Origin of the sequence: Shewanella septentrionalis (assembly GCF_025370265.1) — a bacterium.
Lineage (GTDB): Bacteria > Pseudomonadota > Gammaproteobacteria > Enterobacterales > Shewanellaceae > Shewanella > Shewanella hafniensis.
This window is the reverse complement of record NZ_JAMTCC010000038.1, coordinates 20026-43412: the sequence shown is the minus strand read 5'-3', so window position 1 is coordinate 43412 and position 23387 is coordinate 20026. Positions and strand designations below refer to the sequence as shown.

The following is a 23387-nucleotide window of genomic DNA, read 5'->3' as shown; positions in this document are numbered from 1 at the left end:
GCTGCAGCCGACAAGACCATCAAGCCAAATATCCAATGGAGGGAATATGAGCACAAGTCAGCATGTACATAATGATAATCAACGAGAGCTAGTATTAGAGCGGATTATCGACGCGCCGCCGGAAAAACTGTTCCGCGCGTGGACCGAGCCTGAGCTTCTCAAAATTTGGTTTACGCCAAGACCGTGGACTGTGGCTAGCGCGACCTTAGATGTGCGTGCCGGTGGTTCAAATGTGATTGTGATGCGCAGCCCTGAGGGGCAGGATTTCCCGAATCGCGGCGTGTATCTTGAGGTGGTTGAGAATGAGCGCATCGTATTTACCGATGCCTTTACTGAAGCTTGGGTGCCGTCCGATAAAGCTTTTATGACGGCAACCATCACCTTTGAACCTGTGGATGGCAAGACCAAGTACACTGCGCGGGTGCAGCATTGGAATAGCGAAGATAGGCAGAATCATGAGGATATGGGATTTCATCAGGGTTGGTCTAAGGCGACCGATCAGCTTGAGGAACTCGTCGCGAGCATTTAGCCGGTGAGTCTCAAGCCTCGTATCAGAGAGTAAACAATAAGCAGTATCTAGCCCAATTGCCCTGCATATTTTATTGCTGGGGATTGGGCAGGATTAGAGGTGTTATGTCGTCACAGAAAGAAGTGCCAGTGCTTAAACAATCAGTGCTTGCGCCATCGCAACTCGCGCAAAGCGCGGTTTTGCAGGGCAATAGTTTTTTATCAAAACAGTTTAATGGTTTGTCGGAATTAGCCCAAGAGCTACAGGGCATCGAGTTCGAGGATTGCTGCTTTCAAGACTGTCATTTTAGCGAGAGCGTTTTTCGTAAATGTAAGTTTATCGATTGTCGCTTTGTACGCTGCAACTTGAGCTTAGTGAAAGTGCCCCAGTGCCAGTTCAGCGGGGTCGAGTTTGAAGAGTGTAAGTTAGTCGGTATCGATTGGACCCGCGCCGCATGGTCGCGTTTATCCTTTGCCGCGCCCTTTTCCTTTAAGCAATGCATTCTAAATGACTGCTCATTTTTAGGCTTGTCCCTCGATGAAATCATCATCGAAGAGTGTAAGGCCCACGATGTGGATTTTCGCGAGGGCAGCTTTAATCAAGCTAATTTCACCTACACGGATTTTAGCCATAGTCTGTTTGGTCGTAGTCAGCTATTGGAGGCGGATTTTAGCGAGGCCTCAAATTACGATATCGACATTTTTAACAATAAAATCAAAGGGGCTAAGTTTAGCCGCGATGAAGCGATTCGCCTGCTCAACTGCCTCGATATAGAGCTAATGGATTAATGCGATTGTAATCAGTTTGCGCCCGCTAGCACGATGCTCTTATCCTGCTAGGGTTATCGCAATTGACTGAAATGTCAGTTTTCTTCTAAGCCGCCAGTGTCCAAACTGGCGGCTTTTTTCTGTCCGTATTTTAAGACCTATTGATCTTATTCACGTATTTCAGCGTCAGTCTTAGGTTTTAGTTGCGATAGATCACACCGAGCTTCCCCATGTGGTTTACCACAATATCCGCCTACCTCTTTCGGGATAACAATCTTCGTGGATGAGCAGTGTATTCAGCGGATGCTGGTATTTTGAAGATATGGCGGCGCTGTTTTTACGCTTTTATAACTAAAAAAGTAATCAAATCAGTGAGCAAACCTCTGCTCGATGGCGCCAAAAATGGCGGCTGACGGGTGGGATGAGCGTGATGGAGGTAACCATGATTGAGCTTAATAGGCGAACCTTTTTAAAGGGAGCGGGAGCGAGCAGCGCCACGTGTGCGTTGGCCAGTCTGCTGCCGGGCAGCTTAGCGGCATTAGAGAATAAGCAGCTAAAGGGCATGGGCAAAGACATTGCCAGTATTTGCGAAATGTGTTCAACCCGTTGCCCGATTTCTGCGCGGGTGATTGAGGGCAAAAACGTCTTCATTAGTGGCAACAAGGCCGCTAAATCCTTTGGCGGTAAAGTGTGTGCCCGTGGCGGCGCAGGCCATAGTTTATTGTACGATCCACAGCGTATCGTTAAACCGTTAAAGCGGGTCGGCGAACGTGGCGAAGGCAAATGGGCCGAGATCAGTTGGGATGAGGCTTATCAACTCATCGCCGAAAACCTAAATAAAATCAAAAAAGAACATGGCCCAGAAGCCGTGGCATTCTCGTCAAAATCGGGCTCACAAGAAAAGCATTTGTTTCATCTCGCGACCGCCTTTGGCAGTCCCAATACCTTTACCCACGCTTCAACATGTCCCGGCGGTTATGAAATTGCCGCTAAGGCTATTTTTGGCACTAAGGTCAAACGAGATTTAAGTAACTCTAAATACATCATTAACTTCGGCCATAACCTGTACGAAGGCATCAATATGTCCGAAACCCGCGGCATGATGGCGGCGCAAATGGACAAAGGTGCCAAGCTGGTGGTGTTCGAGCCAAGATTCTCCGTTGTGGCCGATAAAGCTGATGAATGGTATGCCATTCGCCCCGGTACCGATGTGGCCGTCGCCTTGGCGTTATGCCATGTATTGATTGAAGATAATCTTTACGACAAGGCATTTGTCGCGCGCTATGTGGAAGGCTTCGAAGCCTTTGCCGCCGAAGTGAAAGCTTATACCCCTGAATGGGCTGAAACCATCTCCGATGTGCCTGCCAAAGACATTCGTCGCATCGCCCACGAATATGCGGCAAAAGCGCCCCATGCCGTGGTCGATTTTGGTCACAGAGCCACCTTTACCACCGAAGAGTTTGAGATGCGCCGCGCCCTGTACGCCGCCAACGTCTTGATTGGTAATATTGAGCGCAAGGGCGGGATTTATATCGGCCAGAAACCCGGTGATTACAACAAGCTTGCCGGTGAAGCAGTTGCGCCCGTATTGGCTAAACCTGGCGTGAAAGACATGCCAAAACCAGCAGCGAAACGTATCGATCAAGTGGAAGAGCAGTACGCCATGATGTGGACATCGGGCGGCGTTTACCAAACTATTCTCGATGCCACGTTAAGCGCTGTTCCTTACCAGTTACACGGCTGGGTGATGTCACGCACTAACCCAATGCAAACCATGACAGACAGGGCGCGCGTTGTTGAAGCGATGAAAAAGCTCGACTTTGTTGCCGTGTGCGATGTGTATATCAGTGAAACCGCCGCCTATGCGGACGTGATTTTACCTGAGTCGACTTATCTTGAACGTGATGAAGAAATTGCCGATAAGTCAGGTAAAAATCCCGCCTATTATGTGCGCCAACGAGTCGTTGAAACCTTAGGTGATACTAAGCCTTCTTGGCAGATCTTTAAGGATGTGGGCGTGGCTATGGGCCTTGGCGAGTTCTATCCATGGGAAAACATGGAAACCCTGCAAATGCTGCAGGTGAACCGTGACACTGACCTGCTGCGCCGTATTAAAGACGAAGGTTTTGTGAGTTTTGGTAAGCCAATTATGTTGTGCGAGCCTAAGATGGTTGCCGAGTTTATTAAGGCATACCCCAATGCGCGACCTGCCGATGACGACGGCACTTATGCAAGCGCACTCACCTTTAAAACCCCGAGTGGCAAGATTGAACTCACCTCCGCCAAAGTCGAAGCCATGGCACCGGGCCGTGGGGTGATCAAGTTCCGCGAAGTGCATCTTAAAAAAGCAGATGAGCTGTACTTTATCCAAGGCAAAGTGGCGGTGCACACCAATGGCGCCACCCACAATGTACCTATGCTCGCTAACCTGATGTCGGATAACGCTGTGTGGGTTCACCCCATCACTGCGGGCAAATTAGGGATCAGCAATGGCGACCCAATCCGCCTCACCAGCAGTGTTGGCACAGAAGAAGGCCATGCCTTAGTCACGCCGGGTATTCGCCAAGATACTGTGTTTGCTTACATGGGCTTTGGTTCTAAAAACAAAGAGTTGGTCAGAGCAACGGGCAAAGGTATCCACTGCGGTAACTTACTACCGCACGTTACTGCTCCTGTGTGTGGCATGACAGTGCACACCACGGGCGTCACGCTGGCAAAGCGCTAATCGGAGGCTTAAATGAATAAACGATATGTAATGGTGCACGACGAGAATAAGTGCATCGGCTGCCAAGCTTGTAACGTGGCGTGTCGCAGTGAAAATGGCGTACCCGAAGGCGTTACTCGTTTGCAAGTGCGAGTGGAAGGCCCCTTTGGTGAGATGCCAAATCTGCACTTCAAATACCACAGGGTATCTTGCCAGCAATGTGAAGATGCGCCCTGCGTTAAGGTGTGCCCAACGGGCGCGGCCTATGTGGGTGAAGACGGTATTATCTCTATCCATACCGAGAAGTGTGTCGGTTGTATGTACTGTGTGGCAGCGTGCCCTTATAAAGTGCGCTTTATGAACCCAGAAACCAAGGCGGCGGATAAGTGTAACTTCTGTAAGGATACGCGTTTAGCACGGGGCGAAGAGCCAGCGTGTGTGACTGTGTGTCCAACCGATGCCTTAGTGTTTGGCGATGCCAATGATCCTAAGAGTGAAGTGGCCATCATGCTCAACACTAAAATCACTTACCAAGATAAAACCCATTTGGGCACTAAACCTAGGGTGTATCGCGTTCCTACCAAAAGAGGGGGGATTTGATTATGAACAATACTTGGGGCGACATGGCGCAATATGATCCTGTCACTTGGCACTGGGTCATCGCCGTTTACCTGTTTATGGCGGGGTTATCCGCGGGCAGTTTATTGATTGGCATTGGTTTACGCTGGGCGAATAAGGAACTCAGCGCGGGAGCTGAAAGCAGCATTCTTAAGGCGGCAGCCATTATTGGGCCTGTAGCAATTAGCTTAGGTCTAGCTTGTTTAGTGTTTGACTTAACCAAACCATTCCACTTTTGGTTGATCTTAATTCACTATAACTTCCAGTCTGTTATGGCAATCGGGGTGCTGGCGCTGCTGGCGTATTCTCCCTTGGCCTTTGCATACGCCATTATTGTGCTGCGGGATGACTTACCAAAATGGGGTTTGGGTTTCCTAACACCTATCGCTAAGTTACTTATGCCATTTCGAAAGCTGATTGAAGTATTGTTGTTTGTCCTCGCCATTGGCGTAGGGGCTTACACTGGCTTCTTAATTTCGGCGATGAATGCCTATCCTATGCTCAACACTGCGGTACTGCCTGCGCTGTTTTTAGTGTCGGGTTTGTCGGCGGGCGCTGCGGCAAATGCGGTACTGGCGTTGCTGATGTTTAAGACGGACAGCCACGACAAAACTTTAGTGAAGATGCACGGTTTAGAATTGCCTGTGATGGCGATTGAAATCCTGTTCCTGTTCATGTTGTTCTGCGCCTTGTACTTCAAGGGCGGCGCGGCGGCTGCGGCCTTAGCGTCGTTAACCTCTGGGCTATGGGCAAGCGTGTTCTGGATAGGCGTCGTCGGTATAGGTTTTGGTATTCCATTGCTGTTCATGTTGCTACCAGCCGCGACTCGCCATACTAAGGGCGCAATGATCATGGTTGCCTGCGCGAGCTTAACCGGCGTACTCGCTCTAAGACACTTTATTGTGTACGCAGGGCAAAGCTATTTAAGCTGAGTGTAAGCTGGCTTTAGATATTGATAGATAAAGAAAAGCACTGACAATGTCAGTGCTTTTTATTGTTTGAATCTTCAGATGATTTGCCAATACAAGCAGGACGCTTATTGGGGCAATAACTCGATAACCGATTTCACCGTTAGCACTAAGGCGCTGATACTGCACAGGACTAACGTCGCCATTTTAGTTTTATCTTTATCGACACTGCCCACCAATCGCCCCGCGACTAAATACCCTAAAAGCACAGAAGGCAGCAACATTAACGACAGCCACAGGTGCTTCAATTCTAATAAGCCAGTGATCGCCAGAATGACCATAGCTATGGTGGAACTAAAAATGAAGAAGGCCGACAGGGCGGCGCGAAACTGCGAAGCGTCTTTGCCTGACAATAGAATCGCCATCGGCGGGCCACCAATCGCGGCGATATTGCCGAAGATCCCTGAAACCACACCCGCACCGAAGAGGGTTTTCTTATTCACTGGCAGGCTGAATTTATACAGGCTGAGGATCACTGCGACAGTCACAATGGCGGCGATGGATAACCCGAGTATGGGCTGAGGCGCAAACAGCAACAGGCTCGCGCCGATAAAACCGCCGGGCACGCGACCTAGGAGCGCATATTGCAAGCCATTGAATTCTAAATGACCACGTTCCCGGAATAAGGTCAGTAGCGAGATGGTAAATCCCATGGCAATAACGGGACCCGGTACGAGCTGCGGATCGACGATATACAGCAAAGGGCTGGCGACAACCGCTAGGCCAAACCCAATCAGGCTCTGGGTTAAGGCGCCAAGAAATACAATCAGCGAGGCCAAGGCAAGAGTCTGTGGATCTATCATAGAAAACATAGGATTCCATATAAACAAAAAGGGATCGTTAACGATCCCTATTGATGAGCACTGTGATGTAACTTTGCCAGCGACAAGTCGCTATTCCATGTCTTCCCACTCGATCCCCATCTCGTCCATCAGCAACTTGGCTTCGGCGGGAATGCTGTCTGGGCTATCTTTTGACAGATCTTCATCGTTAGGCAATGGCTGGCCAGTGTAGGCGTGCAAAAATGCCTCACACAACAGCTCGCTGTTGGTGGCGTGACGCAAATTATTGACCTGACGACGAGTTCGTTCGTCCGTAAGGACCTTAAGCACTTTGAGCGGAATAGACACAGTAATTTTTTTTACTTGTTCATTCTTCTTGCCATGTTCAGCATAGGGGCTGATGTATTCCCCATTCCATTCAGTCATTGACTCACCTGTTATAACGCTAAATTCGGGGCAGATTTTAAACCCTTACAAACAACAGTCAAATTATTGCTACTATTTCTTTGTGATTGCAAACAGATTTCTTTATGTTTAGACGTCTAAACGTCTTCACGCCTATTGACGATGGCGTTGGGCTTAGGTACATTTAGACGTCCAGACATCTCTATCAGTCTACCGAATTTAGGAGTCCACCCATGGCAGAGCGTCAATTAGCCACACTGGCAGTGCGTCAGGGTATCGAAAGCGATACTCAATATGGTGCAGTTGTGCCACCGATTTATTTGTCGACTAATTACGCCTTCGATGGTCATAAAAATCCCCGCGAATTCGATTACAGTCGTTCAGGCAACCCAACGCGCTGCATTTTAGGCGAAGCATTAGCGCAATTAGAAAAGGGCGCCACTGGTATAGTGACCTGCACTGGCATGGCGGCCATCACCTTAGTGACCACTTTGCTCGGCCCCGATGACCTATTGGTCGTGCCCCACGATTGTTACGGCGGCTCCTACCGTTTATTTACCAACTTGGCGAAGAAAGGCCAGTTTAAGCTGATTGTGGTTGACCAAACCGACAGCCAAGCGTTAGCCGCCGCCATTGCGCAGAATCCTAAGATGGTGTGGCTCGAAACCCCATCGAACCCGTTATTGCGTGTGGTGGATATCGAAGCTATTGCTAAGGCGAGCCATGGGGTCGGCGCGCTGGTGGTGGTCGATAACACCTTTTTATCGCCGATATTGCAACAACCCCTATTGTTAGGCGCGGATATCGTTATCCACTCCACCACTAAATATATCAATGGTCACAGCGATGTGGTCGGCGGCGCAGTGGTCGCTAAAGACGCGCAAATCGGTGAAAGCTTACATTGGTGGTCGAACACTCTAGGCTTAACGGGGTCAGCCTTCGACAGTTATCTGACCCTGCGCGGCCTGCGTACCTTAGCGGTGCGTATTCGCGAGCATCAAACCAATGCCCAGCGTATTATTGAGGTATTAACGCAAAGCCCTGTGGTGAGCAAAGTCTATTACCCCGGTCTTGCGGATCACCCAGGTCACGCCATTGCGGCCAAGCAACAACAGGGCTTTGGCGCTATGCTGAGCTTTGAGCTCAAAGGCGGCGAGGCCGAAGTGGTGGCCTTTTTAGGTGCACTCAGCTTATTTAGCGTGGCGGAAAGTTTAGGTGGCGTCGAAAGTTTAGTGGCCGTGCCTGCCACTATGACCCACAGAGCCATGGAGCCGCAAGCGCGCTTCGAGGCTGGTATTAAGGACACCCTATTGCGTCTATCGGTGGGTATTGAAGATGCCGCCGATTTAGTTGCAGATATTCAAGCAGGATTAGCCGCCGTTGCGGCTTGTCAGTAGAGGAATAATAGATGGCACGTTGTCACTTACATAAATTTGGTGGCTCCAGTTTAGCGGATGCCGATTGTTATCGTCGAGTTGCCCATATCCTGTTAACCCACGGTCATAGTGATGATCTCGTTGTGGTCTCTGCGGCGGGTAAAAGCACGAATTTCCTGTATAAATTATTAGCGCTGCGTGATGCGGGTCAGCTATGGCAAGAAGAGTTACAAGTGCTGATCAGCTACCAACAGGGGTTGATTGAGCAGTTGTTGTCGAATGAACAAGCTCGCGATCTGCGTGAGCGTTTGGCCACAGATAAAGCGCAACTCATCAGCTTGTTGTCCTTAGATGAGCGCAATGAATACCAAATCAACCATGTGGTGAGCTTTGGCGAACGTTGGTCGGCACGTTTAATGGCGGCGCTACTGCGCGAATCTGGCGTGGCGGCAAGCCATGTGGATGCCTGTTCAATTTTAGTGGCCGATGAAGCCGCCGTGCCGCAAATTCGGGTGCAAGAATCCCGCGCTAAAGTACAAGCGCTATTGGCCGCCCACCCAAATGAACGCTTAGTGATCACAGGCTTTATCTGCGCTAACGAGCGCGGCGATACTTTATTACTTGGTCGTAATGGTTCCGATTTTAGCGCTAGCTTGATTGCCAGCCTTGCCGATATTGAGCGCGTGACCATTTGGACCGATGTGGAAGGGGTGTTCAATGCCGACCCTAATAAGATCAACGATGCTAAATTACTAAAAAGCATGTCTCTTGCCGAAGCTGACCGCTTAGCGCGTTTAGGCTCGCCAGTATTGCATTCGCGTACTTTGCAGCCGCTGTTTAATACCGAAGTGAGTTTAGCGGTGCGCTCAAGTTATGCATCCCACACCGACTTTACCTTGATTGCGCCCCACAGTTCGTCGGCGAGCGCGCCTGTGGTGACTAATCTCAATGCTGTGGTCCTATTCGGCTTTAAGCTTACGGGCGAATTAACGAGCCTATTAGATTCGTTGATCGCAGCGGGTTTAACGCCATTGGCCCATTGGACCTCTGCCCATCAAAGGGTTGAACTTGCTTATACCGCTGAGAATCAAAAACAAGTTCAAAGATTACTCGATGCCGAGGCACAAGCATTAGGGATCAGCGAACAACAGATCAACACAGATCTCGGCCTAGTGGCGTTAGTGAGTGCCGATGCCGAACATTATCGCCGTAGCTTTGCCCGTTTATTAAGCCGTGATGCTAAACCTTTGTTCAGTGGCGATTTAAGTTTAGTGACGTTAGTGCCCCAGTCACAGGTGAATCTGTTAACCCAAAAAGTCCACCGTCGCTGCGCTGGGCCGCGTAAACGCATTGGTGTCTTACTGCTCGGCGTGGGCAACATAGGTGAGGCTTGGGTCGATTTGTTTAAGTCGGTGTCGCCATCACTGGATCATGAACTCGAAGCCAGTGTTGAGTTAGTCGGTTTAGTCAGTTCGAGTAAAGCCTTGATTAAATCCACAGGCATTAATCTTGCCGCGTGGCAGACTGAGTTTAATACCGAGGCTACGCCTTGGCAGTACGAGCACTTGTTCGAGCAATTAGAACGGGTTAACTGCGATGAGCTGGTGGCCTTAGATATCAGTGCCAGCGCCAGTTTGACGCTGCAATATCCAGAGCTATTTGAGCGCGGCATCCATGTGGTGAGCGCGAATAAACTCGCGGGCTCGGGTCCACTGCCTTTCTACCGTGAGTTAAAGCAGCAACTGGGTAATCGTCGTTTATTTTGGCGTTATAACGCCAGCTGTGGCGCAGGTTTACCCATCCAACATGCGTTAAATGATCTGCGTAACAGCGGTGATAGCGTTGAAGCCGTGGGCGGGATTTTCTCCGGCACCTTATGTTGGTTATTTGAAAAATACGATACCAGCAAGCCTTTCTCTGAATTAGTGATTGAAGCCAGAGGCTTAGGTATCACTGAACCCGATCCCCGCGACGATCTGTCTGGTCGTGACATGCAGCGTAAACTGCTCATTTTGGCCCGTGAAATTGGCCTTGAAATCGAGCTTGAAGATATTGAATTACGCTCATTAGTGCCAGCCGATTTGGCGGATATTCCCTTAGATCAATTTCTCACCCGCATTGCCGAGTTAGATGCCGATCTGCTGCAACAGTATGGTGCGGCGGCGGAGCAAAATAAGGTGCTCAGATACGTGGCATCCTTAGATAACAGCGGCCCAGAGCTTAAAGCCGAAGTCGGTTTGCAATGGATTGATGCCTATCATCCCTACGCTAATTTGACCCCCGGCGATAACGTGTTTGTGATCCGCAGTGCCTTCTACCAAGGTAATCCGCTGATCATCCGTGGGCCGGGCGCCGGACGCGAAGTGACAGCGGCGGCGGTGCAGTCGGATCTGACGCAGATCTGTCGCGATCTGCTGCAGGAATAACGCGATATCAAGCTTCTTTAAGGACTCCTTCGAGTCCTTTTTTATTGGCTAGAATAAATCTATCGAATTAACCGAGATTAAATGCGGCTTATGGACATTTTTTGGCTTGACTTACATCTCAGTTTCTCTAGTATATGGACATATAGACGTCCAAACGTCCATTTGAACGAATTCATACTAGCAAAGAGTCGCGCCAAGGGCGGTTGAGGAAATACACATGGCTTTTCATCACGCACAACATTCACAATCGCTGAACCAGAGTTTGTCTGAGCTTAATGGCGATATTAATGTTTCTTTTGAGTTTTTTCCGCCATCGACCCCCGAAATGGAACAAATCCTGTGGAACTCTATCCGTCGTTTAGAGCCGCTGAATCCTAAGTTTGTGTCTGTGACTTACGGTGCTAACTCAGGTGTGCGCGACCGCACCCATGGCGTGATTGAACGTATCCAACAGGAAACCGACCTCATTGCCGCGCCGCACTTAACCTTAGTGGATGCCAGTGATGAAGAGCTGTTAGAACTGGCTAAGCATTACTGGAAGTCGGGCATTCGTGACATAGTGGCGCTACGGGGTGATTTACCTGCAGGCAGCCCAAAGCCAACTCGTTTTGCGGCGGATTTAGTGCGTTTACTGCGCTCTGTGGCTGACTTTGATATTTCCGTTGCGGCCTATCCAGAAGTGCATCCCGATGCGAGCAATGCACAGGCGGATTTGATCAACCTTAAGCGCAAGATTGATGCGGGCGCTAGCCGTGCCATTACCCAGTTTTTCTTCGATGTGGAATCTTACCTGCGCTTTCGTGACCGCTGCGTTGCCGCCGGTATCGACGTTGAAATCGTACCGGGCATCTTGCCTGTGACTAACTTTACTCAGTTAAAACGTTTCGCGGGCATGACCAATGTGTCGTTACCGGGCTGGCTACACAAGCAATTCGATGGTTTAGAAAATGATGCCGGTACACGCCAATTGGTGGGTGCAAACGTGGCAATCGATATGGTAAAAGTACTGTCCCGCGAAGGCGTGAAGGATTTCCATTTTTATACGTTAAATCGCGCCGAATTGACCTATGCGATTTGCCATACGTTAGGCGTGCGTCCTAAGTAAAACTTTATAAAATAAGCTAATAAAAACGCCGCAGAGAATGCGGCGTTTTGTTTTGTTTTGTTTAAATTCTAAATTGAGCTAATAAAGTTGTTAAACGGACTGCGAGTTGGGCAAGCTCATCGCCAGCGCGTGCAGTTTGTACCGCACTATCTGTCGCATTAGTTGCAATGTCATTGATGTTATTAACATTTTTATTGATCTCTGCTGAAACTGCACACTGCTCATTTGCCGCGCTGGCGATTTGGATATTCATCTGGCTAATGGTGGAAACCGCATGGGTAATGGCTTCGAGTGCCTCACCCGCTTGGTGAACTTGGGATACACAGCTTTGGGTGGTGCGGGTGCTGGTTTCCATCGCATTGACTGTAGACTTAGCTTTATGCTGAAGCGCTTCGATCATCTGCTGAATTTCTGTCGTAGATGCTTGAGTGCGGCTCGCCAGAGTGCGTACTTCATCGGCAACGACCGCAAATCCTCGACCTTGTTCTCCCGCCCTTGCGGCTTCAATTGCCGCATTGAGTGCGAGTAAATTAGTTTGGTCGGCAATGTTACGGATAACCACAAGCACAGAATCGATTTCAGCGGTATTACGCTCTAATTCATTGATTGCACTTGCTGCTGTGGCTATTTCCTCGGCTAATATTGCGATAGTGGTTACCACTTTTTGTACAACTAATTTGCCTTGTTCGGTTGAGTCATTGGCATGATTGGCGGCATCGGCCGCATCGGTTGCGTTATGGGCAACTTCTTGTACCGTTGCGGCCATTTCATTCATTGCGGTGGCAACTTGATCTGTTTCGAGGTGTTGACGACTCGCCATCTTCTGGGTTTCCCGCGTAATGCTCGACATTTCTTCAGCAGAGGTTGCGAGCAAGCTTGTTGAGTCGGCGACGTGGGAAACTGTGTTGTGGATTTTTTCTACAAACCGGTTGAATGCCATCGATAATTCAGCAATTTCATCCTTACCTTTTACCGCGATTCTGCGGGTTAAATCGCCTTCACCTTCAGCGATATCATTCATGGCTTGGGTGGTTTCAGCGATAGGGCGAGTAATGCCTTTGGCAATAAACCAAGCAATGGCAGTTCCAATGACCAGAGCCACTAAACCGATAAGGATCAACTTAAGGCGAATATCCGCTATCGCTTGTTCTGAATGGGTTCTATCCATCGCAATATCGAGTACCCCAAATACGTTTCCTGAATAATCTTTTATGGCGTTGCGATACAGGGCGTAGGTTTTGTTATTTAAGGAAATAGTGCGTATGACTTCATGGCCTTGCATGACGTTATTGAGTTCATCTGCCGCTTGGGTATCTGGTGTAAATGTGGCGCCAAATAACTTGTACCCTGAACCATCTGGCAAGATGAGGGCAATTTCTGCTTGATAGGCTTGTTTAAAATTATCAAAAAAGGGTTGACCGAAGGACATGCCAAACTCAACTGATCCTGTGTGTTGTCCGTTGTAAGTCATTGGAACTAAACCACGAATACCTAATCCTTCCACTCCATATTCCAAGCCATAAAGAGGGCGCTTTTGGCTATTTGTTTCAACTATGGTCTTGCGTATGCTGGTGAGATCATCGCCAAATTTTTCGGGACGATGCAAGCGTAGAAAAGAAGTGGCTGGTGGCCTATGAAATTGGAATTGCTGAACCGCAAAATCGCGCTTAAGTTGGGTAAATATAGGTAAGGTACGGGCGGTGAGTTCATCACGCTCGCCTGTTGCAAAGGTGCTTTGAACTTCTGGCGTGAGTGAGATGATGGTTGCCATTGCTTCGGCTAATTTGCCCGATGAGGCTATCTCGGCAACAGCGGTTTCATAGATCTTATGGAGTTCTCTTTGCTCGGATTCTGCAACTTGGCGACTGAATTCAGAGAGAACGAGCGGCATGATAAAGCTCATTACTGTTAACAGTAATAGACAGATCCCAATAACGATCCTCGTACTAATTTTTAGATTTATCAAAACAGCCTCCAATTCATGTGCAAATCAACTCAATTTATCCGTTTGATATTATAGAGATACAACTTGATAAGATTTGAGAGGACGCGAACCTTTTTAAGTTATTTATTCCCTCTTACGCTCGTTTCGTGCCCTTGGACACAGATCTATTTGGGGCCTAAATATTTACTTAGCCTGCTAACTAAGTATAATACTTAGCACGCTAACTAAGTGAGTAATCAAGATGCAAAAAGAATTAGAGCGATTGAAAGAATTATCACTGGCGGAGCATTTAGGCCGTCTGCATCGACTGTGGCGCACCGTGGCCGATGTCGAGCTGGCGCCTTTGGGATTAACTCATCCCCGTTGGACGGCATTGTGGAAGTTACTGCGTTTAGGCGACAGCGTGAGCCAGAAAGTGTTGGCCGATGCCTTAGAAATTGAATTGGCTTCGCTAATGCGCACCTTAGGGCAATTAGAAGAGCAAGGTTTAGTCGAGCGTCATTGCTGCGACAAAGATAAGCGCGCACGGATTGTGACATTAACGCCTGCGGGATTGGATGTACTAAAGCAAATGGAAGCGCGGATTATTCAAGTCCGCCGTGAGTTATTAGCTGGGATCAGTGCCAGTGAACTCAGCGAATTTGAACGCATTATTAGCCTGATTAGTGACAACGCCAGTGCCAAATTGGCCAAGGCAACAGCAACTATTTTGTGAGAAAGAAGATGACACCGGATCAACAGTTTGCCCGTTTAGTAAAATTTGCCATGTTCGCCTTTGTGATGGTTTTCGGCTATTTCATGCTGGCCGACACTATGATGCCATTGACGCCGCAAGCCATGGCGACCCGTGTAGTGACTAAAGTGACACCGCAGATCAGCGGTAAAATTCAGACCATAGCCGTGACTAATAACCAAGCGGTTGCCAAGGGCGATTTGCTGTTTCAAGTCGATCCCGCGCCCTATGAGTTAGCAGTATCGCAAGCTAAATTGGCCTTAGAACAAGCTCGCCAAGACAATGCTGAGTTAGATGCCTCGCTGCTGGCCGCTAAGGCCGAGGTTAATGCCAACAAAACCACCTCGCAACAGAAACGTAGCGAAGCTAAACGTCTCGATGCCCTGTATGCCACCCATGGTGTATCGCAGCAGCAAAGGGATCAGGCCGATAGTGATGCCGCCGCCGCGGAAGCCAATTTGCTCGCCGCCAATGCGCGTTTAGAAAAACTTAAGGTGAGCCGTGGCAGTTATGGCGAAGAGAATCTTAAGGTACGTCAGGCACAAAATCATCTTGCCCAAGCTGAGCTCAATTTGTCTTACACCCAAATCCATGCCGATCAGGACGGGATAGTGACTAACCTGCAGTTAGAAGTCGGGAGTTTTGCGACTGTGGGGCAACCTCTGTTAGCCGTGGTATCGGATAAGATTGATATTATTGCTGATTTTCGTGAAAAGAGTCTGCGTGGCGTCAATGCTTCATCGACCGCTTTGATTGCGTTTGATGGCGAACCCGGCCGTTTATATCGGGCGACGGTGAGTAGTGTCGATGCGGGCGTGAGTGCGGGGCAATTCGATGCCAATGGCCGTTTAGCGGCGCCGCAGGAATCTGATCGTTGGGTGCGTGATGCCCAAAGATTGAGACTGCATTTGGAGTTAGATGGGATGGCGATGAACAGCTTGCCAGCTGGTGCGCGCGCGACCGTGCAACTGCTGCCTGAGAATAGCCTGTTTAGTCTGCTGGCGAAGGTGCAGATTAAAGTCATTAGCCTGCTGCACTATATTTACTAGCCTTTCTACTCGCACTAATTGCTGTTGACGGGTGAGTGACTCGCGGTCGGTGTGTGTTTGCCGTGAGTCGCTTGAGTTAACGCTTCAAAGCTACATAAGTGTGAGCGCAGCATAAGCCAGCTAAACATCCCCATTTTACGTATCGATAGAACAAGGCGACGAGCATGTTACTACGCCATAGCCCATTGACGGCCAACGATTTACGCCAGTGTTTACGGATTGCGACTGGCGCGACCATAGGTTTTACCCTGTGTAAAATGTTTGGTTGGAGCAATGGAGTCTTCTTCACTGTGACCCCCATGCTATTACTCGGACTCGTGCCAGTGATGAATGGCCACGCCATGCGCCAGTTATTGGCCTCATCTGCCATGGCGGGGTTAGAGGTTGGACTGCTCGGTGGTTTCTTCGGTAGTCATCCCGGCCTGATGACGCCCATCGTATTTCTACTATTTTTATATCGTTTTGCAGCCATGTCCCGCGGCAGTTTATTCCTCTTTGGCGCCAATGGAGTGCTCAGCCTCAGCATCATGCTGCACTTTGCTAGCTATCCCAATACCAACTTGAATGACTTAGTTTTCAGTAACTTTTGGGCGACGGCATTGTCGGTCGTTATTGCCTATGCTATGACGGCGCTCTGGCCCGATGTGGAACCAAGGGCGGCTTATAAGCCTGGACCTAAGGCGCCACATCGAATGCGCCACGAAGCGTTACTCGGCGCGACCATAGCTACCGCATCGTTTCTGGTATTCCAAATATTTGATCTGCGGGATTCGATGTCGGCTCAGGCGACCACCTTGTTGCTCTTGTTTCCTATGCATTGGAATGGCGCACTTGACTATGCCCGTAAGCGCGCTATAGGTACTTTGCTGGGCGTGTCGTTTGGGGTCGTTGTGCAGTTGGTACTCTATGACTGGTCAGGACTATTGATATTAATCGTCCCTTTGCTGTGGATTGGACTGATGATCTTTAGCCAAGCCCATGTGCGAGAGGCAAGTGGCTCAGGCGTGGGTTTTGGCGCCATGACGACCTTAGGTATTCTGTTTGGCCAGTATCTGACCCCTGGCAACGATTTAATCTTCAGCGCCTTATATCGAGTGAGCAGCATTCTCACCGCCATCATCAGCACGCTACTCCTGTGTTATTTGATACATAAGTTATTGAATCGTTTTGAATCGACGCGATTTGGTTATTGATTCTGGCTACTCGGGCTTGAAGACTTGCAGCATACCTTTGCAAAGAGTAAGGTAAATTTATCCCATTTTGATTGAACAATAAATGAGCTTTAATAAACGCTAAGGCTCATTTATTGACTGTTTTAAAAATGGGCTCAGTGTGTGAGCAGCAACATAAATAACAATAACCACCTATGCTTTAGAGCTTAACTCTCTTCAAGGATAGAACATGAAGATTAAAACATTCGTCATAGGCTTAACGCTATGTAGCGGCTATGCCGCTGCCGAGCCTTCTGACAAACAATCGATGAACGTTATCCCACAAGCTGCACAGTTATGTGTGTCTTGCCATGGGGCAGCGGGTGAGGGTATTGAACCACTCGGCCCTCGATTAGCGGGATTATCTAAAGAATATATCTCGACACAATTGCAGCATTTCCAAGCGGGCGTTCGCCAAAACGCGACCATGATGCCGATGGCAATGACGCTCCAAGGTGATGGTATTGAGCAAGTGTCGAGCTATTTTTCAGCAAAGCCTGCCAATGACGTCAAGCCTGTTATCCGCGGTGAACAAGTTGTTTTTAATGACGATACCGCCCGTTTAGCCTATCAAGGTGATTGGTCCCGTGGTTTACCAGCCTGCGTGACCTGCCATGGTCCTTCTGCATTAGGTGGCGGCTTATTTCCTCGCTTAGCAGGTCAGCAAGCGAGTTACATTAAAACTCAGCTACTGGCATGGCAGTCGGGAACACGTAAAGGTGATGTCGATGGCATGATGGGGAGCGTCGCGAATAAGCTCACCGTTGCTGAGATTGATGCGTTAGCCAACTACTTTGCGAATTTAAAATAAGGAGCCGGCCATGAAATATTCCGCAATGCTATTACTGGCCGCGATGGGGTCGTTAACCGTGCAGGCGCAAGCCGAATCGGATCCGCTGCAAGAGCGTCCAGATAAACAAGCCCCGCAGCCTTCTTTCCCTAAGATACCGGATCAAACCTATCTCGTCCCTAGACCTTTGAGTGCCATTCCTGAAGGCGCCTTTGGTGATAAAGTGCGTTTGGGTTATCAACTGTTTGTGAATACCCAACAGCTGCGTGATAAGTATGTGGGTAACGAGCTTAACTGCACCAACTGCCATATGGATGCGGGCCGAAAAGCCAATGCTTCACCCCTTTGGGGCGCGTATTTTGCTTATCCGGCGTATCGCAAAAAAGACAATAAGGTTAGTAGCTTTGAAGAGCGCATTCAGGGCTGCTTTAACTATTCGATGAATGGTAAAGCCCCTGCATCGGCGAGCCCTGAGCTAGTAGCGCTATCTGCCTATGCCTATTGGTTAGGCATGGGTGGCTTGATGGACGAAGCTAATATTAGCGGCCCAGTCCCTGAGCTTAGCGATGCTGAGTTAGTCAAAGGTGCCAAACGGGAAGACTTCCCGCTACCTGAGATATTAGCCAAGGCGATGACAGTTGAGCAGCGTGCCAACTTGCCGGGTCGTGGTTATCCTGAGATCCCAAAACCCGAACAAGCCTATTCACCTGAACGGGGTAAAGAGGTCTATGTCGCCCATTGCCAAACTTGCCACAGTGTTGATGGCCAAGGTCAAGCGATTGCTGGCGTTTATGCGCTGCCACCGCTGTGGGGGCCTAAGAGTTACAACTGGGGGGCAGGAATGCACAGGGTCAATACTGCCGCATTCTTCATCCATGAAAACATGCCTTTTGGCAAGAGTATGCAGTTGACTAACCAACAGGCTTGGGACGTTGCCGCTTATATCAACTCCCACGAGCGTCCACAGGACCCACGTAGCAAGGGCGATGTAAAGCAGGCGCAGGAGAAATACCACAATGACAGTGATTATTATGGTGTCGAGGTCGATGGCAAAGTGTTAGGCACTGAGGCCTATCCGATTTTTCCTAAGAAGTCATAGTTGAGCGGCTTTGATTCAGTGCTCGCCTGATGGAATAAAGCGAGTTAATAAATAAAGCAGAAAAGCCAGTAAGCCTATAGCCTTGCTGGCTTTTTTATTGGTCAATTGTACTGATTGCTCTTAGTGGTTTAGCTCGCTAGTATCGGCTTTTCATGGCCTTCGCTCGTCGACTCGCAGCCAGTCCATCCTTGGATGCTCGACCGCCCCGTCCATGGGGCGGACGGTCGTCTCGCAAATCACCATGACTCGCCTTTCGAGCATTAGTGTCATCTGTTGATCTAAAGTACACAGAGAATTTAGCCATGGGTGGCTCAGTAAACTATCTTGAGTGGGCAAAATATATCGGGATGGATTAACACTCCCTGTGTTTCATAATTAGCTGATTTAAAGGTGTTTTTCATCTTGTTGAACAAAGGTTTGTTACACCTTACTGTATTTCTCTATTGATAGAAAATATCAACTGATTTGGAAAGTATTGAACTCTAATTTTTGGTGGATAACTATCTTTTCAGTTATCGTATGTAGCACGTCAAATTTATTAAAAAGAGTTGACCTTGAATCCATTCAACCTACCAAAAGAAAGTTTTAACGCTAGACGAGATATACTTCTCTCTAGTTTAGAAAGTGTTATTACAGAGACTTCTAACTATATCTATAATTACTATCCAAATCTCGAAAAGCTTGAGCAAGCTGAGTCATTTTGTACGCATGAGTTAATGGAAGCTCCTACGGCAAGAGCCGACCACTTAGAAAAAGTAAGCATTTTCCCGTGGGTTGAAGCGGTACATGAGTTGGATAGTTGTTTGACGGTGATCTTTCAGGGCAACTACAAAAATGCTTTTGATTCTTTAAGGAGAGCTTTAGAACTCGTAGTCGCGGGCAGTTTTTTTGTCTTGGATAGTACTGAGTCAGAAAAGGCAAAAAAGTGGATGCATTCGGTTTCAGATAACGGTACACCAAATTTTAAGCGTGCGTTAAGTGCACTAAAAAAGGCAACTCCGCAGTATGACCAAGATAATGACGAGTTATGGACAGACGTTTTATTAGAGCATTATTGGGATATCTGTAATGTCATTCATGTAAACGGCTTGAAAAATAGCTTCAACATCATATCTCCAAGGTTTCGCCATATAAATGGAATGGGCGTCCCGCAATTTGATAAAAAAGCATGTAGCCAGAGTCTTTCTTACTACCTGAAAACAGTTGAATTAATAGCCCTTACGGTTGCATTAAGCAATCCTGTACTTTTAGTAGGTTTTGACATGGAGCGTAAATTTGGCATTAATCCACCAATGTCGGGGTTTTATAGTCCAGTCCAAGCTGAAAATTTAGCCTGCTTGATACCAGATAATTTTCAGAAGCTTATAGCTAGAATAAAAGAAACAGATACAAATATCAGTTCAATACAGCATTGGTATGACTCTCTGCCTGATATCACTGAAGAAGAATTAAACGCTCAATTTGAAAGACAGGATGAATTCTTTAAAGAATTCACAAAGTCATAAAATTAACGTGATTTCAACTCGCCTTCCGTATTCACCCTGTGCGCATCTGTGAACCTTACTACTATAACGCAGGAATGCGGTTCACTGAGCCAAATAAATACATCCAAATATCATTTAAGTTAGATAACTTGATGAGCACAAACTATTGAACAACAAAATAGGACACCCAATTTTAAAAAAATGGAAAAGACACAAATCTCTGGGATTCACAGGCAACACCAAAACTACAGAAGTTCACCATCCCCTGCGAAGTTGCCGCGGGGCGTTGGAATAAATTGCGTGAGTCCGGTCATGGATGACCGGCTAGCTTTCGCAGGTGCAGGGACGCATCCTTCGGAAGCGATAGCAATTTGTCCATAAGACCGAGGCCTGTCTCTAATGCATGTAACTTCGCTAGGGTGAGTGCTGCATAGCAGCGTTACGAACGAGAGCCACGGATGGCGAACTGGCAGTTAGACATGGACGTTGTTCGGCAAGGACTCTTGTTAACAAAGATCCAAGAGGGAATTGCTGTTGATCCCCTCTTGGTCGGGTGTGGGTTGAAGACCCACGACTTTTTAACTAAAGCATTCAAACGTAGTTTGGAAAGTTTTAAAATTTCACTTTGGTGCCAATCAACTCAGCCTGAGTTGCAAAAATCTATTATGATCTCCGCGCTATAACAACTTATCTTGCTATAAGGATTACCGTGTCTCAGCCATCGGAACAACCTAAGTTAGAAGCTGCGCAAATTTGCCCTCTGTGCCAAGGCGCGAATCAATGTGCGGTGATTGTTGGTAAGGGTATTGAGGACTGTTGGTGCGCGCAGCAAACATTTCCGCCTTTGGCGGTGTTGCAAGCGCAAGCATCAGATTCGCTGCAAGGGGCAATCAGTCCCATTTTACTGTCTGCCGATGCGTGTATTTGCCAAACCTGTCTAAGCCAACTCAAGCAGAGTTTAAGTCAGGGGCAGATTGCAGCGCAGGATGAAAAAAGCCCATCGAGTGTGAGCGACGGGCTAGGTTATGAGGTGAAATAGCGAGCTGAAGTAATGAGCTATCGATTTATGGTGTAATCCAGTTGCACAGTGGTTTGTGCCTCAACGGCTTTACCATTTTCAAACTTAGGTGCGTAACGCCATTTATCTATCATTTTTAGTGTTTCTTTCTCGAAGAGAGCACCACCCTTAGAAGCTAAAATTTCAGGATTTTTGACGAAGCCATGCTCATCAACAGTAAATTTAAGCTGAACCCAGCCACTTTTACCTCGCTGCGCATAGGACATTGGATAGTCTGGGACGGTACGGAAAATAGGTTGTTGTTCCTGTGCGTCGGCCCAAGGACGCATTTTGCCGATAGCAATACAGTGAGCGGTGGATTCGTCACGCTTTCCTTGGCGCTCATAGAGTTCGACTAAATATGCATGGGCACTCAAGGCATAGGGGTGACTAAAATTGAGTGCGTCGAATTGTTTAACGACTTCTAAAAGCAATGGAATCGCTTTGTCATCATGCTTTTCGGCATATTCAACGGCACCCACCACATAGGTTGCCTTGACTCTATCCAATGCATTTTTGGGAAGAATTTCTTTATAAATATCATAGGCATCGAAGGCATAGTGTCTTACGCTTTTGGTGTATAGCTCTGTATTGGATAAGCGGTTAAAGGCTGCCATTTTTACATCGGCGATCAGCTTCTTTTTATCGGATTTTTCCGCAATTGCGATAGCAGTAAGAAAATGCTCTTTCGCATCTTTGGCTTCGACGGCGGTTTGCGCAGCGCCCAGTAAGGGATCGATAAGCTCAAGCGCTTGTTTGCCATAATGAACTTTATAGTTAGCCAGAGCGAGCTGATACAACTCATTCGCCTTAGCCGTTTTGGGTAGATTCTTTTCTGTAAATGGGTAGGGTGCAACTTGCTTCTCTATCGCGCTGGCCCAGTTCAAGGCGAGATTTGCTAAGTCGACACTGTCTTTGGCATATTGAGCTTCACCGAGTTGATAAGCGGCTTTTGCGCTTGCTTCAATATTTGCAGTGTCGCCTTTTTCAACGGCGGCTTGATAGTCACTATAGGCTTTGGCAAAGCTATTTTCTGAGGCGTACACGCTAAGAGATGTGCCTAAAGTGAGGGCAAGAAGACAGGCTATTGGCAGCATTTTTCCGTGCGACATTCTATATATCCTTATTATTGATGAAGTTAGATGATACATAGATGTGCATTATGGGACAAGTCGGTTTGGCTTTTGTTAATAATGCTGGGGGAATGCTGATAACTGGGAATTGATAATTGAGAGCTGAGATTAAAAATAAACGAGCCCAGTTTAAACCGAGTTCGCTTATTTATCAGTGCCTTGTCGCTTTACTAGCCGTTATGAGTTCGAATAGCCGCAAGTGCTTTTACTCGCCGCAATTACTTAGCTGTGAACGTTATGGCAAATTGCCCGAGTGCGCCGTATTCAAAGTCACAAACCTGCGCCAATGGCAGATCGAGGACGCCAGCGTAGGAGCCTGTGATCACATATTGCCCTTGAGTTAAGCCAATGCCTTGGGCGGATAAAAAGTTCACTAACCAGTAGAGTCCCGCTTTAGGGAAACCATTAGGATGAATGGCGGATTTTTGCAGTGTTTCGCCATTGTGAATGTTAACGCTGAGTTCGAAATGGCTGGTCTCTAAACCTGCTAGCGGATTTAGCACTGGCCCTAACCATAATCCTTGATTGACTAAGCCATCGGCGAGGGCATCGAAATGCGTCGCTTCACTGGGCGTATGGTAGCGGCTTTTGATCAATTCCAAGGCTAAGCGAGTGTGGCCTAAGGCCGCGTCGATTTCGGCCTCTGTGTAAGGTGTGGCTCTTGGTGGTAAATCGCGAGCAATCTCGAAGGCGAGTTCGGGTTCGACGCGGGCCAAGCCTTTAGTCGATGGATAGAGTGGGCAAGTGGCCGATTGCTGATACACATCCTTTTGATAAATAGGCGCTACGACGGTTTTTTCCGCCGAGGGTAATAGGCATTTCCACGCCGCGATAGGATTGTTGTTAGCCTTATAGATTGCTGCCACGGTTTGCTGAATGGCGAAGGCCTGTTCGAAGCTGGTTGGTCTCAGCTCTGGGAGCAGTAAATCGCCACAGGTGCCTGCGGCGCGGCGCTCGGCGAGTTCCTTTGCTGCGGCATGAATATGCGTTTTAACTTGTTCGATCGTGGCGGTAGATAACATTAACTTTCCTATTTAAAGCGTTCGCTTAAAAAGAAGTGGCCTAGAGAGTGTGTGAAGAAGCCATTTAATCGGCCAAATATACTCGGTTATTGCCATCGCGGGAAATGCCAATGTTGGCTTTCCTAGTAAATCAGCTGCCGCTGGGTCAAGAGTGCGGCCAATATTCCAATTATTGTAAGATGCTGAAACTTGCTCCACATCAGTG

Annotated in this window: 20 protein-coding genes; 15 read left to right on the top strand and 5 right to left on the bottom strand. The window is 48.1% G+C overall.

All coding sequences use genetic code 11. The features are described from left to right. The first annotated feature begins 46 nt into the window (after positions 1 to 46). The 5 genes from NE536_RS18480 to nrfD all read left to right on the top strand — a co-directional run bounded on the left by NE536_RS18480 (position 47) and on the right by nrfD (position 5529). Positions 47 to 529, top strand: a complete 483-nt coding sequence (locus tag NE536_RS18480) for an SRPBCC family protein (RefSeq protein WP_261273599.1) — start codon at positions 47 to 49, stop codon at positions 527 to 529. A gap of 104 nt (positions 530 to 633) precedes the next feature. Continuing rightward, positions 634 to 1296 carry a pentapeptide repeat-containing protein gene (locus NE536_RS18475; protein WP_261273598.1) on the top strand — a complete coding sequence of 221 codons (663 nt, stop codon included), beginning with the start codon at positions 634 to 636 and terminating at the stop codon, positions 1294 to 1296. 421 nt (positions 1297 to 1717) lie between these two features. After that, positions 1718 to 4000 (top strand): thiosulfate reductase PhsA, encoded by a 2283-nt coding sequence (gene phsA / locus NE536_RS18470; RefSeq protein WP_261273597.1) that lies wholly within the window; start codon positions 1718 to 1720, stop codon positions 3998 to 4000. Positions 4001 to 4012: 12 nt separating this feature from the next. Further along, positions 4013 to 4579, top strand: a complete 567-nt coding sequence (locus NE536_RS18465) for a 4Fe-4S dicluster domain-containing protein (RefSeq protein ID WP_131524360.1) — start codon at positions 4013 to 4015, stop codon at positions 4577 to 4579. A 2-nt stretch (positions 4580 to 4581) separates the two neighbouring features. After that, entirely contained in the window at positions 4582 to 5529 is a 948-nt protein-coding gene (gene nrfD, locus NE536_RS18460) for an NrfD/PsrC family molybdoenzyme membrane anchor subunit (RefSeq protein WP_105251317.1), read from the top strand. Between the two features lie 104 nt (positions 5530 to 5633). Here the strand turns inward: nrfD and NE536_RS18455 are convergent, their stop codons facing one another. After that, positions 5634 to 6377, bottom strand: coding sequence for a sulfite exporter TauE/SafE family protein (locus tag NE536_RS18455; protein WP_259483764.1), 744 nt, complete (start codon positions 6375 to 6377; stop codon positions 5634 to 5636). Positions 6378 to 6458: 81 nt separating this feature from the next. Beyond that, positions 6459 to 6773: a met regulon transcriptional regulator MetJ gene (gene metJ, locus NE536_RS18450; RefSeq protein WP_006083215.1), complete on the bottom strand. Its 315-nt coding sequence runs from the start codon at positions 6771 to 6773 to the stop codon at positions 6459 to 6461. A gap of 212 nt (positions 6774 to 6985) precedes the next feature. On the opposite strand from metJ, the gene metB reads away from it, so the two are divergent. From metB to metF, 3 genes are all read left to right on the top strand, one after another. Then, positions 6986 to 8149 carry a cystathionine gamma-synthase gene (metB, locus tag NE536_RS18445; RefSeq protein WP_261273596.1) on the top strand — a complete coding sequence of 388 codons (1164 nt, stop codon included), beginning with the start codon at positions 6986 to 6988 and terminating at the stop codon, positions 8147 to 8149. Positions 8150 to 8160: 11 nt separating this feature from the next. Next, positions 8161 to 10554 (top strand): bifunctional aspartate kinase/homoserine dehydrogenase II, encoded by a 2394-nt coding sequence (locus tag NE536_RS18440; RefSeq protein ID WP_261273595.1) that lies wholly within the window; start codon positions 8161 to 8163, stop codon positions 10552 to 10554. A gap of 217 nt (positions 10555 to 10771) precedes the next feature. Beyond that, entirely contained in the window at positions 10772 to 11659 is an 888-nt protein-coding gene (metF, locus tag NE536_RS18435) for a methylenetetrahydrofolate reductase (protein WP_261273594.1), read from the top strand. Between the two features lie 61 nt (positions 11660 to 11720). On the opposite strand, the gene NE536_RS18430 is transcribed toward metF, so the two are convergent. Then, positions 11721 to 13622 carry a methyl-accepting chemotaxis protein gene (locus NE536_RS18430; protein WP_261273607.1) on the bottom strand — a complete coding sequence of 634 codons (1902 nt, stop codon included), beginning with the start codon at positions 13620 to 13622 and terminating at the stop codon, positions 11721 to 11723. A 223-nt stretch (positions 13623 to 13845) separates the two neighbouring features. Here NE536_RS18430 and slyA point away from each other — a divergent pair, with 223 nt between their 5' ends. The 7 genes from slyA to NE536_RS18395 all read left to right on the top strand — a co-directional run bounded on the left by slyA (position 13846) and on the right by NE536_RS18395 (position 21009). Beyond that, positions 13846 to 14319, top strand: coding sequence for a transcriptional regulator SlyA (slyA, locus tag NE536_RS18425; protein ID WP_006083211.1), 474 nt, complete (start codon positions 13846 to 13848; stop codon positions 14317 to 14319). Positions 14320 to 14327: 8 nt separating this feature from the next. Beyond that, positions 14328 to 15386: an HlyD family secretion protein gene (locus NE536_RS18420; protein WP_006086999.1), complete on the top strand. Its 1059-nt coding sequence runs from the start codon at positions 14328 to 14330 to the stop codon at positions 15384 to 15386. 164 nt (positions 15387 to 15550) lie between these two features. Beyond that, on the top strand, positions 15551 to 16579 hold the full coding sequence (locus tag NE536_RS18415; protein ID WP_261273593.1) for a DUF2955 domain-containing protein: 1029 nt from the start codon (positions 15551 to 15553) through the stop codon (positions 16577 to 16579). Positions 16580 to 16787: 208 nt separating this feature from the next. Further along, positions 16788 to 17408: a c-type cytochrome gene (locus tag NE536_RS18410; RefSeq protein ID WP_261273592.1), complete on the top strand. Its 621-nt coding sequence runs from the start codon at positions 16788 to 16790 to the stop codon at positions 17406 to 17408. Between the two features lie 10 nt (positions 17409 to 17418). Then, positions 17419 to 18486, top strand: a complete 1068-nt coding sequence (locus NE536_RS18405) for a c-type cytochrome (RefSeq protein WP_261273591.1) — start codon at positions 17419 to 17421, stop codon at positions 18484 to 18486. A gap of 554 nt (positions 18487 to 19040) precedes the next feature. Beyond that, positions 19041 to 19991, top strand: coding sequence for a hypothetical protein (locus NE536_RS18400; RefSeq protein ID WP_261273590.1), 951 nt, complete (start codon positions 19041 to 19043; stop codon positions 19989 to 19991). A 688-nt stretch (positions 19992 to 20679) separates the two neighbouring features. Beyond that, a complete protein-coding gene (locus tag NE536_RS18395) occupies positions 20680 to 21009 on the top strand; it encodes a cysteine-rich CWC family protein (protein WP_261273589.1) in 330 nt (109 codons plus the stop codon). Positions 21010 to 21026: 17 nt separating this feature from the next. Here the strand turns inward: NE536_RS18395 and NE536_RS18390 are convergent, their stop codons facing one another. Further along, a complete protein-coding gene (locus NE536_RS18390) occupies positions 21027 to 22139 on the bottom strand; it encodes an energy transducer TonB (protein ID WP_261273588.1) in 1113 nt (370 codons plus the stop codon). A gap of 239 nt (positions 22140 to 22378) precedes the next feature. Continuing rightward, a complete protein-coding gene (locus NE536_RS18385; RefSeq protein ID WP_261273587.1) occupies positions 22379 to 23182 on the bottom strand; it encodes a hydratase in 804 nt (267 codons plus the stop codon). Positions 23183 to 23387: the final 205 nt, after the last annotated feature.